11 protein-coding genes, 1 tRNA gene and 2 pseudogenes are annotated in these 13,262 nt (G+C 40.6%); 6 read left to right on the top strand and 8 right to left on the bottom strand.

Features of this window, described 5'->3' with window-relative positions; genetic code table 11:
• Positions 1-281: 281 nt before the first annotated feature.
• The 6 genes and pseudogenes from AM608_RS07160 (at position 282) to AM608_RS07135 (ending at position 4,813) form a co-directional block, all read left to right on the top strand.
• A complete protein-coding gene (locus AM608_RS07160) occupies positions 282-1,391 on the top strand; it encodes a beta-ketoacyl synthase N-terminal-like domain-containing protein (RefSeq protein WP_053581243.1) in 1,110 nt (369 codons plus the stop codon).
• A pseudogene (locus tag AM608_RS07155) lies at positions 1,388-1,929 on the top strand (3-oxoacyl-ACP synthase). Before AM608_RS07160 ends, AM608_RS07155 begins: the two are co-directional and overlap by 4 nt.
• A gap of 74 nt (positions 1,930-2,003) precedes the next feature.
• Positions 2,004-2,260, top strand: a pseudogene (locus tag AM608_RS07150) (phosphopantetheine-binding protein).
• 2 nt (positions 2,261-2,262) lie between these two features.
• Positions 2,263-3,459 carry a beta-ketoacyl synthase gene (locus AM608_RS07145; RefSeq protein WP_053581242.1) on the top strand — a complete coding sequence of 399 codons (1,197 nt, stop codon included), beginning with the start codon at positions 2,263-2,265 and terminating at the stop codon, positions 3,457-3,459.
• Positions 3,460-3,666: 207 nt separating this feature from the next.
• Positions 3,667-4,101 (top strand): hypothetical protein, encoded by a 435-nt coding sequence (locus tag AM608_RS07140; protein WP_053581241.1) that lies wholly within the window; start codon positions 3,667-3,669, stop codon positions 4,099-4,101.
• Between the two features lie 115 nt (positions 4,102-4,216).
• The gene (locus AM608_RS07135) at positions 4,217-4,813 is read left to right on the top strand and encodes a ribonuclease HII (RefSeq protein WP_053581240.1); all 597 of its coding nucleotides are present in this window, start codon (positions 4,217-4,219) and stop codon (positions 4,811-4,813) included.
• A 54-nt stretch (positions 4,814-4,867) separates the two neighbouring features.
• Here the strand turns inward: AM608_RS07135 and AM608_RS07130 are convergent, their stop codons facing one another.
• From AM608_RS07130 to AM608_RS07090, 8 genes are all read right to left on the bottom strand, one after another.
• Complete coding sequence (locus AM608_RS07130; RefSeq protein WP_053581239.1) at positions 4,868-6,265, bottom strand: hypothetical protein; 1,398 nt, start codon at positions 6,263-6,265, stop codon at positions 4,868-4,870.
• Positions 6,262-7,323 carry a DNA adenine methylase gene (locus tag AM608_RS07125; protein WP_053581238.1) on the bottom strand — a complete coding sequence of 354 codons (1,062 nt, stop codon included), beginning with the start codon at positions 7,321-7,323 and terminating at the stop codon, positions 6,262-6,264. The genes AM608_RS07130 and AM608_RS07125 overlap by 4 nt, the downstream gene beginning before the upstream one ends.
• On the bottom strand, positions 7,320-7,856 hold the full coding sequence (locus tag AM608_RS07120) for a hypothetical protein (protein WP_157466285.1): 537 nt from the start codon (positions 7,854-7,856) through the stop codon (positions 7,320-7,322). The genes AM608_RS07125 and AM608_RS07120 overlap by 4 nt, the downstream gene beginning before the upstream one ends.
• Position 7,857: 1 nt before the next feature.
• Positions 7,858-8,754 (bottom strand): Dam family site-specific DNA-(adenine-N6)-methyltransferase, encoded by an 897-nt coding sequence (locus AM608_RS07115; RefSeq protein ID WP_053581236.1) that lies wholly within the window; start codon positions 8,752-8,754, stop codon positions 7,858-7,860.
• A gap of 648 nt (positions 8,755-9,402) precedes the next feature.
• The gene (locus tag AM608_RS07110; RefSeq protein WP_009409901.1) at positions 9,403-10,671 is read right to left on the bottom strand and encodes a murein hydrolase activator EnvC; all 1,269 of its coding nucleotides are present in this window, start codon (positions 10,669-10,671) and stop codon (positions 9,403-9,405) included.
• Between the two features lie 96 nt (positions 10,672-10,767).
• A complete protein-coding gene (locus tag AM608_RS07105) occupies positions 10,768-11,544 on the bottom strand; it encodes a DUF4292 domain-containing protein (RefSeq protein WP_053581235.1) in 777 nt (258 codons plus the stop codon).
• A 30-nt stretch (positions 11,545-11,574) separates the two neighbouring features.
• Positions 11,575-12,012, bottom strand: a complete 438-nt coding sequence (gene dut / locus AM608_RS07100) for a dUTP diphosphatase (RefSeq protein ID WP_002674355.1) — start codon at positions 12,010-12,012, stop codon at positions 11,575-11,577.
• A 1,016-nt stretch (positions 12,013-13,028) separates the two neighbouring features.
• A tRNA-Ile gene (locus AM608_RS07090) sits at positions 13,029-13,102 on the bottom strand.
• Positions 13,103-13,262 lie beyond the last annotated feature (160 nt).

Below are 13,262 nucleotides of genomic sequence, written 5' to 3'. Positions count from 1 at the left end.
TCGCTTTTTCATCTCAAACTTTGGCAAAGTTCTAAACTTTGCCAAAGTTGATGTTCTAAAAAGTTACCTCACAAGGCTTAGCCTTGATTTTGTTTAAATTTTGTTTGATTTCTGAGGCACAGCCTCATTCCTCTAACTCAACCTCACACCCCATTTTCTAATTTTCTAATCTGCTAATTTGCTAATTTTCTATGCCTGTCGTACTACGACTTGCTAATTTGCTAATTACGTCGTATCTTTGCACTTTATATCAAAAGTTTGTAAGGCTCCTGCCACCAAAAATGTATATCCAGCATTATAATATAGTAACCCCTTTAGGCTTCGACCTCCCTACCACCGCCCGTTTGTTACTGCGCGAACGCTCAGCTATTGCCCGTTATCCTATGTACGGACAGCTCACCGATGTTTGCCTTTCTAAGATTGGCGACGGAGCTATCGAAAGCCGATTTCAGCAGGTGGTAGAACGCAATGACTTTTCACGCTTAGAAAAGCTTCTGCTCTTGGCAATAGCACCTATTTTTCATAAAATCAAAATCACCCCTCGAACCGCTCTTATCCTTTCCTCTACCAAAGGCAATATTTCAGCGCTTGCCGATGGCGATAGCGCTCCTCTGCTTTCAACTTTGGCTCAAAAAATGGCTAATGCCATAGGGGTAACCACTACTCCCATAGTCGTTTCCAACGCTTGTGTCTCAGGAGCAATGGCTCTCTCGGTAGCCGATAGACTCCTAAAAGCCGATGCTTTCGATAATGCCATAGTATTAGCAGGCGATGAGATAAGCGAATTTGTGCTTTCGGGCTTTCATTCCTTTCAAGCGATGAGTGCACAACCTTGCAGACCTTATGATGCTCAACGCGATGGTATTACCTTAGGCGAGGCTACCGCAGTGGCTTATGTAACCCGTGAGGCAACAGGCGCTAAAGCACAACTTTTGGGTAGCAGTTCTATCAACGATGCCAACCATATTTCAGGACCTTCACGCACAGGCGAAGGGCTTTATTTAAGTGTCCTAAACGCCCTCGATGAGGCAAAGTTACGCCCTGAACAGATAGACCTCATCAACGCTCACGGCACGGGCACCCTTTATAACGACGAGATGGAGAGCAATGCCTTTATGCGCGCCGGACTCTTGTCTCCTCCGCTAAACAGCTACAAAGGTTACTTCGGTCATACCTTAGGTACTTCAGGTTTGCTCGAAACCGTACTCACCATCGAATTTGCTCGCCATAAAATCCTCTTAAAGAGCCTGAATTATGAAACCTTAGGTGTTTCACAGCCCATTAATGTATTAAAACAAACCCAACACACAGAAGTAAAACACCTCCTAAAAACTGCCTCAGGTTTTGGCGGAAGCAACACAGCATTAGCAATAAAAGTGAATAATGAATGAAAACTTGTACGATAGAAAATAATACCATAACTCTCAACGACTCTGTGCTTTTCTCCGATAAAAGTACTTCTTTCGTCGATTTCTCAAAAAAGCCCTCAAAGCCCTGCAAATGGATTATCCCAAGTTCTTCAAAATGGATAACCTCAGCAAGCTCGCTTTTTTAGCAGCCGAAGTCCTCTTGCGTCCGTTTTCGCAGTCGGAGAAAAATAGCGTTGCCCTTGTATTCGCTAATCGTTCTGCCAGCCTCGATACCGACCTTAAACATCAAGCTACTATCGCGAACCCACACGAATATTACCCCAGTCCCGCTGTGTTTGTTTACACCCTACCCAACATCTGTTTAGGCGAGATAAGCATACGCCACCAGCTGAAAACCGAAAACAGTTTTTTTGTATTCGATAGCTACGAGCAAGCTGAACCTTTTCTACAACAGTATAGCCAAGCTCTATTAGCCCAAGGCAAAGCCCAAAGTGTACTAATGGCGTGGGTAGAGTTCTTAGAGGGCGATTATAGAGCCATAGCAACTTTAATAGATTAGTAAAATTAGCTAATTTTCAAATTTGCTCATTTGCTAATTCTTCACTATCTTTGCCCCCTAATAACTTATTTATAATGGACGCACTTATTTTAGAACTCAAGAACAAAATTATTGAAGTACTCAACTTAGAAGAAGTAACCCCGAGGATATCGATGAAAATGAACCTCTCTTTGGTACTGGCTTAGCCCTCGACTCTATCGATGCTCTCGAACTTATTGTACTACTCGACAAGAATTATGGTATCCGCTTAGACGACCCTAAAAAAGGAAAAGAAATCTTCCAATCGGTGAAAACAATGGCTGATTACATCACCGCTCACCGCACCAAATAGCGATGCCGAAAAAAGTAGTCATCACGGGAATGGGTATCAACTCTTCGATAGGTAACACTGTCGGAGAGCATTTTTATGCCCTTACCCATCGCCAAGCAGGTATCAGCAAGATTGAAAATGTAGCAACCATTCACGCCGACCACATCAAGGTAGGCGAAATCAAACGCACGAACGCTGAACTTATTACTGCTTTGCGATTACCCGAAGTGAACGCCTATTCACGCACCTCTCTCTTGGGGATTATCGCCTTACAAGAAGCCATTACCAATGCTGGTCTTACCCAAAAAGACCTCTCTCACTGCGGACTTATTATGGCATCTACTGTTGGGGGTATGGATATGACCGAAAACTATTTTTTCCGCTATGGCGATGACGAACCCCTGCGGCGCTATATCACTACTCACAACATAGGCGAGGTAACTCACCAAATCGCCGATTATGTAGGCATAAAAGGTGTTGTAACCAGCGTGAGTACCGCTTGCTCTTCTTCGGCAAATGCCATCATAACGGCTATCAACCTGCTTCGCACCGGCAGAGCCAATTGCCTCATTGCTGGTGGTGCCGATGCTCTCTCTAAATTCACTATCAACGGCTTTAATACCCTGATGATTCTCTCGGATACCGACTGCACTCCTTTCGACCAACATCGCAAGGGTTTAAACTTAGGGGAAGCAGGTGCTTTTTTGGTATTAGAAACTGAAGAAAATGCCCTACAACGCGGGGCTACTATATTAGCAGAAATCAAAGGGTGGGGCAATGCCAATGACGCTTATCACCAAACAGCCTCCTCCGCCGATGGTGAAGGTGCATTTTTAGCAATGCAAAAAGCCCTACAAACAGCAGGATTAACCCCCGCAGATATCGATTATATCAATGCGCACGGCACTGCTACCGTAAACAACGATCTCTCCGAAAGTCGCGCCTTAATGCGTATCTTTGGCGAGCACGTCCCCGATTTTAGTTCTACCAAAGCCTTTACGGGACATACTTTGGCAGTAGCTTCGGCAGTAGAAGCGGTATTTAGTGTATTAGCTTTACAACACGGGGTGGTATTCCCTAACCTCAACTTCAGCACTCCAATGGAAGAAGTGTCTATTCGCCCACAAACCGAACTGAAATACAAACCTATACAGCACGTGCTTTCCAACTCTTTTGGCTTTGGAGGCAACTGCTCGACGCTTATTTTAGGTAAGAGATAAGAGGTAAGAGGTAAGAATTGTCTTATCCTTAAAATAGAGTTGCAGAAAAAACGGTAAAAATATGTGATAGGACAAAGAAAAACAATAGTTTGGCACAGTAATTATTCTTTGTTTTTACTTTTGTTAAAAAGTTAAACTTTGTTAATTATTTGTTTGTTTGGTTCTTATTATATAGGTTTGTACTCTAATCTTAAAAGTAATCATATTATGAAACAGACTCTTAAAAACAACTTGATAGTCGTATCGCTTTACATTTTAGCGGGATTTATCTTCAACGGATACCTACCTTATATGTTAGTTGTATTCTTAGTACTATCGGCAACAGTTTCTTACTTTTTGTTCAGAAGAAAAAGTAAAGAGGAAACACGCAAGGGATTATTGCTTATGCACGTTCCTTTTCTGTTAATTTTAATGGTAGCTGCTTTGTTTCTCAACAATATAAGGGTAGTACTTCCTTATTTGCTTTTTGTACCTGCTGTTGTATATTTAACGTATTGCGCTATATTTTCAGAAAGAAAAGTGCTGTTTTTTGCAGGAATCATAGCCTTATCTGTTATTAGTGTCGCTACCTACAACGGAATTTCAGGAACAAATGAAATATTTGATGTAAGCTACTACTCGAGATTCATTACACAAAAATAAAATTAAGAAAAAGCCCGATTTATTACCTAAAATCGGGTTTTTTATTGCTTTTTATAAGGGAAGGAGTAGATATTCTTCACTTTTTTTAACTACTTATATCTCTTATCTCTTACCTATGTTACAATTATTCTATCATTCTTCCTTAGAAGCGGGTACTGATGAGGCGGGGCGTGGTTGTTTGGCGGGTCCCGTAACAGCAGCAGCTGTGATATTGCCCCCCGACTTCAAAAACGACCTTCTCACCGACTCTAAACAACTCACCGAAAAACAGCGCAACCTCTTGCGACCTATCATTGAGCGCGAGGCAGTGGCTTATGCTGTTTGTCACGTACTCCCTGCCGAAATAGACGAGCTGAACATCCTTCGCGCTTCTATCACGGCTATGCACCGCGCTATTGCTCAGCTCAAAATAACCCCTGATTTTATTGCGGTAGACGGCAATAAGTTTGTGCCTTACCAGAAAGTACCTTACGCTTGTGTGGTGAAAGGCGACGGCAAAATACAAACCATTGCAGCAGCTTCGATACTTGCGAAAACCTACCGCGATGCCTATATGGAAGACCTTGCCCAGCAATTTCCTGAGTACCATTGGCAGCAAAACAAAGGTTATCCCACTCCCGAACACCGCAAAGCTATCGCCGAGCACGGCGCTACTGAGCACCACCGCAAAACATTTCAATTACTGCCCGTAGAACAGTTGAGTTTGTTTTAGGGGATAGGAAAAGCCAGCTCCCCCAGCTGGCTTTGCTGTTTTATGGGGTAGTTTTTAGGGACGGGAGGGGTTCCAGAAGTCTAAGAGATTTTTGATAGCTTCTTTGAATAATTCGGGGGCTTGCACTCCTAAGATGAGCTGTCCGTTTTGGTTGAGTAGGAAACCGATTTCTATTTCTATAAGTTGGGTTTCGGTACTTCCGTAAAGGACGACTGTACGAATGATTTTGCGGGGGTTGTAGTATTTTTGGATATAGTGTTTTTCTATGTAGTCGTAGTTGGCAAGTTCGGCAATGCCTTTATCACGGGATTGGTATTTTTTGCCTTCTATGTTGATAACTTCACAGCGGGCAAAATCAAGTAGGATAAGGTCGGGGATGTGGATGATTTGATTTTTATCGCCTGCTTTGTACTTAGTGCGGTCTTTGTATTTGGCAAGGGGGATGGGCTCTCCTTCTTTGGGTACGAAATAGCTTTTTTCGCAACCTGCGTGATTTTCGAATATGGAATATCCTTGGGTAAAGTTTTCGACTACCAAGTGGATAAAGATAGTGCCGAGTTTTTCGCCATCGAGGTCGTAATGCCAATATTGTGGTGCAAAAGAGGCTTTGGGGAGGGTAAGCCCTTGTATAGATAGATTTAGGGCATTGGCTACTTGTACGAATTTGTTTTTTGGGGTAAGGTGTTTTTGTGAGAGTCCGTGTTGGGTAATGGTGATGGTGTGTTCCCAACCTAAGTGGCGTAGGGTAGCGGCTATGGCACTAAGGGCGCCTATATTGGGGTCGTGGGCGAGGCTATCGTTTTTGAATAGTCTGCCTGATATTTCTATAAGGTTGTGTTTTTGGGTGATGAGTATAGGGGTATTACCTGCAGGGGCACGGCGCATTTTAGCTTTTAGGTCTATGACTTCTTGTACTGAGGTAAAGGGGGTAAATAGCTTAGAATCTAATTTTTTGCCGAGTATTTCTACTCCTAAGGTAAGGAGGAGTTTGGTGCCAAAGATGTAGGTTTCGGTAGGTTTTTCTTTTTGCTCTATTTGGAGGGCATAGAGCATTATTTTTTTGGTGTTTGGGTAATAGAAGTTAAGGAAAATGAATTTGGTAATGCGCTGATATACGCCTGTATTACGGCTTTCTTTGTCGTCTGTTTTGGTTTCTTCGATGGCGTAAAGGGGGGTATCGGTAGGGGTGGGTATGTTTTGTTGATAGAAGATGAGAAAATCGGCAAAGCTGGAAGTGCCTGATACTGTTTTGATAAATACTTTGTTTACGATATTGGAGCGGAAGCCTATGAGTTCATAAGTAAAAGAGAATGTATCTTTTTCTAAGATGGGTAGGATACGTAGGTTATCGATAAAGCAAGGTGCTTTTTGGTCGGTGCTAAATTTTTGTAGGATAGTAGCAAGGACACTGATTTTTGGGCGTTCTTCGGTGAGTATGTATAGGTTTTTCATTGGTGTTTTAGGATATATAATTGTTCTTGTATATATTTTTTAGTTTGGCTTTCGCCGTTGTTGTTGCTTTTGAAGCGTTGGTAATCAAACTGGGTTAAGGTTACTTTCCCGTATTGGCTAAGGGTTTGGATAATGGCTTCTTGTGGCATTATGCCTTCGGAATTATAGCTTAGCACGAGGGTTTTGTACTTGCCTTGTTGGGCGATTTTGTCGAGCTCTTCGAGGGCGGTGTTTGGGTTGCAAAATAGTGATTTTTGCTCTGTATAGTTGCGCATACCTGTAACTCCTTTTATAGAGGGGTTGTCGTACTTAGCAATGGTTTCGATAAGGTGATAGTTTGGGGCGTACTGGCGTGCATTGTAGGGTGGGTCGAGATAGAAGATATCGGCTTCTATTTTGTTTAAGAGTGTTACTGAATCGGTGTTATGGACTTGGTTTTCTTTGTGGTTGTTGAGTAGTTTAATGGGGCGTAGGGTAAGGGGTTTTACGGCTCGTGGGTCCCATTTTTTGTGAAATGCGGCGTATATGCCTGCTACATTGGCGTAGAAGGATACACTCTCGATAAGGCAGGCGAGGAGGACGAAATATTCGTTTTCGGTGATTTTATTTTTTTGGTGCCATAGTTCTATTTGCTGACGAATGGCGTCTATTTTTCGTCCATTTTCATTGGAGAAATACATTCGTGGGGTGGGCAGGTGGGCGGTGCCTTCGGGTGTATAATTTTGGAAGATAAATCCTTCGACAGGGAAGATATTATCTAAGAATGAGAGTACTACCTCGAGGTTGGAGGTAAAGAGTTTATGTGGGGTATGGGGTAGTTCAGTGGCTAAGGTACTGAAAGGATGGGTGTTGTTATTAGCTATATAGGCTTTTTGCAGGACATAGGAGAAGTACATCAAATCGGAAGTGGTGATTTGGTATCCTTTGTGTTTGAAATATTGGCTTACACTGGTGGTACCTGCAAAGACATCGAAGAGGGATTCTCCTTGTATTTGCTGGGAAAGTAGGGTATAGTGTATTTTATCACAAAGGTTTTCTTTGTTGCCGATGTATCTCATATTTTTTGTAAGTTAGAGAGTAAAGTTTCTATATTTGTTAATTCATTATCATAGAGAACATAGTTATTTCGATATCCTTGATTTTGGATTCTATCTTTACTAAGAAAATCCTCTCTGGTGGCATAGCCTATAATGTCAACCTTGTAAGGCGTTATATCTTTATGTAGTCTAACTGAGATGTATATATCTTTAGGTTTGTTTTTCATCTGCTCTACCATTTCTAAAGTTCTAGTATGAAAGCTTTCTGTTCTAGTTTTTACATCTACTTTAAGTTCTTTTCCATCAAGAGAGTAGACGATAAAGTCATAAAAATCAGCTTCATCAAAAGAGGTGGTATCCTCTTTGAACTTTATGTTTCGTTCGGTAAAAAATTGCTTGATAGCTTTTTCTCCTAATTTTCCTTCAAACATTTTTCTTTCTTTGGCTTCTAATCCTCCTTCGTGAAAGTCGTGCCGGTTAGAGGTGTAACTTCTGGATTTTAAAGCGTAATCTTTAGCTTCTTTTTCAAGGGGTTGTGATATAATTATTTCCATATTAAAATGATTTTTTAGATACATAATTAGTAATTAGTACTTCATCGGAAGCGTTTTTGTTGCGTATAAGGGTTTGATAATTGGCATTGGCGTAATGGGTGTTGATGTGATTGACTACATATTGGGGGCGGGTGTGAAGCCATTCTTTTAGGATGGTATTTTCTTTTCCTTTGTGTTCTAATACATTAGAAAGGGCAAATTTGATGCCTCTTGCATTGAGTTGGTCTAAAAGGGCAAGTAACTGATGTTCTGTTTTTTCATTCCATCCTTTAAATCCTCGTTTGCCGTCGTTATAGGTGCCTGTGGTGATGAGATAGGGGGGGTCGGCATACAGAAAATCATCTTGGGTAAGGAAAGAATAATCAAATTCGGTAAAGCAGAGGCTTGAGAAAATGGGTTGTGTTTCCTTAATTTCGATAATAAACTGCTCAAGATTGTGCTTCATTGAGGGGTTAAAACTGCTTCGGTTTTTACCGAAAGGGTTGTTGAATTGGTGGTTATTGTTGAAGCGAATTTGGTGGTTAAAGGAGTAGGCTATGAGGACAAAGAGGTCTAAGGGGTGTTTGTGCTGGTTGTAGGTATTGCGTAGTTTTTTGTAGGCTTCTTCATTGGTAAGGGAGAGCCCAAGGGTGTCTATTCTGTTTTGGATATAAGAGAGTGTACTTTCTAATTCGTTTTGCTGAAAGTAGCGATACATTTCTATAAGGAAAGAAAGATTATCATTGAAATAGATTTTGTTTGCTTCTACATTGATACCTACATTGCAACCTCCTGCAAATATATCGACAAAGTTGTTGATATACTTTGGGAATAGGGGGAGTATTTGGTTTAATATTTTTGTTTTTCCTCCTATGTAATTAAGAGGTGATTTTATTCTTTGATAGGTGTATGTAAGCATTTTTTGAGTGATTATTTTTTGGGGACAAAGGTAGTAAAATAATAGCAAAAGACAAATGGATTAGTCGTTTGTTATTTGTTATTGATAGTTGGTTTATTGTTTTTATTTAGTATAGGGTTTTGCGTGATATGAAGAATCTTTAGAAGATAGAGATTAGGGGATAAAAAAACTTTGCAAATTTTCAAAATTACTTATTAGCCCATTAGTTGATGATATCAAAACCGGTGTATTTTCTTAGGAGTTCAGGGACTACAATACCTTCGAGGGTTTTGTAGTTTTCTAAATTATTTTTATGTATATAACATATTATTAATGTAAAAATAATGTCTGTTTACTCTTTTAATAACACTCTTCCATATTTTTTTGTCTTAAACTTGCATTGGAATTACGTCAGTTTGGAATAACATAACAAAACTTTAATTTGATATCAGTTTTACATATACAAAACTGATTTACAACTATATTTACATCTCATTCTGTGTAAATTCAGCAACTAAGCCACCTATCAATACCCATCACAACTGTTAATCATCAATAACCTTAGAGAAAGCTTTGAGTAACTCTCAAGATTCACACAACCAATCAATAACCAGCATATAAAAATCCCTACAAAAGTTTACTTTCTTTTGTAGGGATTTTGTTATGTTATTACATTTTATGTATCCAGAATTCGGGGTTGAGGCGGGTAGTGTTTTTATATATAAAGAACTTCATTTCAGTCTTGCCATTGCTATCGGTGAAGATTTTGCCAAGAGGCTCTTTGGCTTTTACCTTATCTCCTTTCTTTACATACACATCAGTGAGATTGTAATAAATAGTGATGTAGTTACCGTGTCGCACCTGCACCACTTTGTTACTTCCTGGTATCGATTGTATGGCTGATACTTCCCCTTCAAACACACAACGGGCTTCTGAACCCTTTTCAGTAGCAATGGTTACCCCATTATTGTAATGTTGCAACTCAGGATATACAGGGTCGTAATACACCCCAAAACCTTGCGATTTGTAGCCCTTTGCCACTGGCCAAATAAGATTACCCTTGTTGGCTTCGAAGCTATCGGCTACTTTACGCGATTCGGGAGTAAGTACAAAAATAATTTCAGTATTGGAACCTGAGGAAGGAGAAGAAGTAGTTTTAGGGGCATTTTTTCCTCTGTTTAAAGCAGCTAAACGCTCTTTCTCACGTTTATTTGCCTCTATAATAGCTAAACGAATCAGGCGCTGTATTTCGCGGTCGATAGCGTTAGCTTGTTTTTGTTTTTCGCGTATCTGTGCTTCGTAGTTGCGCTCTGCAGCACGGATATTGGTAGCCAACACTTCCAGTTCCTTTTTCTCAGTCTCCAAAGTAGCTTGCTCTTGGCGTTGCTCTTCCAATACTTGGTTTTTAGTATTGCGTTGGGCTACCAAAGTATTGTTGATAGTCTTTATTTTATCAGTCTTTTCTCGTATGAGGCTCACCTGCTCTTTGCGATAGTTGGCATACTGTTTCATATAAGCCAATCGCTTGTAGGCTTGCGAAAAACTTTCGGAAGAGAGCAAGAACAGCAATCGGTTTTGTGCCGATTTACTTTTGAACGACTGTTTGATAATCTTAGCGTATTCGCCTTTGTGGTATTCCAATTCTTTTTTGAGGGTACGCAGTTGTTCCTCGTTGTCAGCTATTTCTTTAGAAAGCAAATTCGCCTGTTGCTGATTGATTTGTATTAGGCGTGTGCGCGCTAATATCTTCTCATTAGCAACTTCTATCTGCTGAATGGTAGTTTTGTGTTGCTGACTTTGTTGTTGGCGTAAAGCGGACATCTGCTTGATTTGTTCGAGCAGTGCCTTCTTGCGTTGTTCTAATTCTTTTTGCTTAGTTTGCGCTGTAAGGAGTAGCGGAAAGCAAAGCAAAAGCAGTGTAATTTTTAGTATATTCATAGGTCGTAGCACGACGGACAGTTTAACGTATTTTTAACTTTGTCAAAGGTGTGAGCCACACAGGCAAGAACTTTGGCAAAGTTTGAGACACATTTGTTACTTGTTTATTGTTATTTCTTTCATTCCCGATGGGATTTTAAAAGGGAAGGACAGTTTCTTATCTAAATCCAATCCTTTGAACTCTAAAGTGATTTGGGTGCTATTTTCTCCCTCGCTGGCAACTATCTTAATGGAGAGAGGTAATAAGAGTTCCCCCACTTGCTGATAGCTGTAAGTTGCTATTGCCTTTTGGTTTGCTCCCAAATGATTTACTTCGGTAACCTCCACACGGTAATTATCAGGAAAAAAGCGGTAAATCACTTCTACGGGCGACTCGCCGGTGACTTCAATATTATAGCGGTTGTTGTCCTCAGGGAGGAGCTTGATAAAACCTTCGCTTTTAAAGTTGAGACTGTAAAGCGCATTGCCTAATAATAGGTTCTGTAATTCGTTAAAACCTACATCAATGCCTAACAGTTTGCTGATATAACTAAAATCACCGCTGAAAAAAGAACTGTCTAAACGGTTATAATATTCGGCTTTTTCGGGGGTGATGAGCGCTTTGGCTACTCCCAAAGGAGCGGATACCCATATTGTTTTGTCTTTCTCCATACGGAAAGATAGAGGCAAACTCTGCTCATTCTTACCGTCTTTATAAGTTACTTGCAGGTTAGCGCTAAGTGTTTTAAAAGCAGGAAACGATTTTAGGTGGCGGTTGATAATTTCTTTGGCTTGTTTATCAACGCTTGTTCTACCAGCGGGAGTTACTACTGCTTGTTTGGTTTTACAGCTCACCAATAGCAAGACTGTAAGGATTAAGATGATTTTTTTCATAATATGTTATTTCTCAATGAGACTATTTGCTTAATTACCTCCGGTGCTTCCGAAGCCTCCGGCACCTCTTTCAGTTTGTGAAAGCTCGGTTACAGTTTCAAAAGTGGCTTTCTCATACTTGGCAAATACCATTTGGGCAATACGGTCGCTGTGGGCAATGGTAAAAGGTTCATTGGATAGGTTTACGATAGGAACTTTTACCTCGCCACGATAATCACAATCGATAGTACCTGGGCTGTTGATTACTGTAATGCCGTGCTTGATTGCCATACCGCTACGCGGACGCACTTGTGCTTCATAACCTTCGGGTATTTCTAAGAATAAGCCGGTAGGCACGAGGGTGCGCTCTAAGGGTTGTAAGGTGATGTTGCTGTTAGGCAAATTAGCTCTTAGGTCTACGCCTGCGGCTCCTTCGGTTTGATATGAAGGGAGCTCGTTATTTGATAGGTTTTTTATCTTTACTGTCATTTTTTAGTGGGTTTCAACTTTGGTAAAGTTTGCGGTGTTTATTACTAATTACTTGTTGCGCCACAATTCTTGCGGTGTATTCATTCTTGATGTTTTCTTTTATTATTGGGTGCAAAGATACGACGTAATTAGCAAATTAGCAAGTCGTAGTAGGATAAGGGTTAAAAATTAGGAGCGAGTCCTTAGTCCATAGGCACTAGGAATTGCGACGCAAAAGCGATAGGCAGAGAAAATGAGTAAATGAGAAAATGGGGTGTGAGGTTGTATTAGAGGAATGAGGCTGTGCCTCAGAAATCAAACAAAATTTAAACAAAATCAAGGCTTCGCCTTGTAAAGTAGCTTTTTGAAACATCAACTTTGGCAAAGTCTTAAACTTTGCCAAAGTTTGAGATGAAAAAGCGATGTGTTGGGACTGTTAGGAGAATTCGGAAGAAAACGGAGATTTCCAAAAGGAGGTTGGGAGAGATTTTGGTGAAAAAAGGGTGTAAGAAGGGTGGGGTTAGCTTATAGAGAGCTTATAGGAAGCTTATACGAATCTTGGACGATTGGTATAGGAAGGGTGTATAAGTAGTTGACTCATAGTATAATACAACAATGCAAAAAATGGTGAAAACGAGGTTTCGAGACGAAAGAAAGAGGAAGAGGTGCTAGGCCTTAGGGCATAGGCACTAGGAGGGAGTGTGACGAAAAAGCGGAGGAAACCTCTCCTTTTACACATACCCAGCTGTCGCTGGCTACCTCCAAAGGGGGAATGTGGTGACGGAAAGGAGAAGGGATAATTAGAGAATTAGCAAATTGGGAAATGAGAAAATGGGGTGGTGCGAGCCACACGGGCAGTTAAATTAGGAAATTTGAAAATTAGTAAATAGGGTAGTGTGGGGTCTTAGGGCATAGGTAATAGGGGGAGAGTATGATGGAAAAGGGAGGTGTGGGTTGATGGGAAATATAGTTAAACCGAAGTTGGGGTATAATAGAAAAGCACTTACAAATGTTTGTAAGTGCTTTTGTTTTGAGGGTGGTCCCAGTTGGGCTCGAACCAACGACCCTCTGATTATGAGTCAGATGCTCTAACCAGCTGAGCTATGAGACCTGTCTGTTTTTAATTAAGACGGTGCAAAAGTAGTATTTAAAAATGAATTGACCAAATTTATAGGGAATTTTTTCGAGAAAAAGGGTAAAAATAAGTGGTGAAGGCTTTGGCTATTTGAAGAGAATGTTTTATTTTTGCGCTGTAAAAACAATTCATTACA

Source organism: Capnocytophaga sp. oral taxon 323 (genome assembly GCF_001278825.1).
Classification (GTDB): domain Bacteria; phylum Bacteroidota; class Bacteroidia; order Flavobacteriales; family Flavobacteriaceae; genus Capnocytophaga; species Capnocytophaga ochracea.
This window is presented reverse-complemented; position numbering and strand designations above follow the sequence as displayed.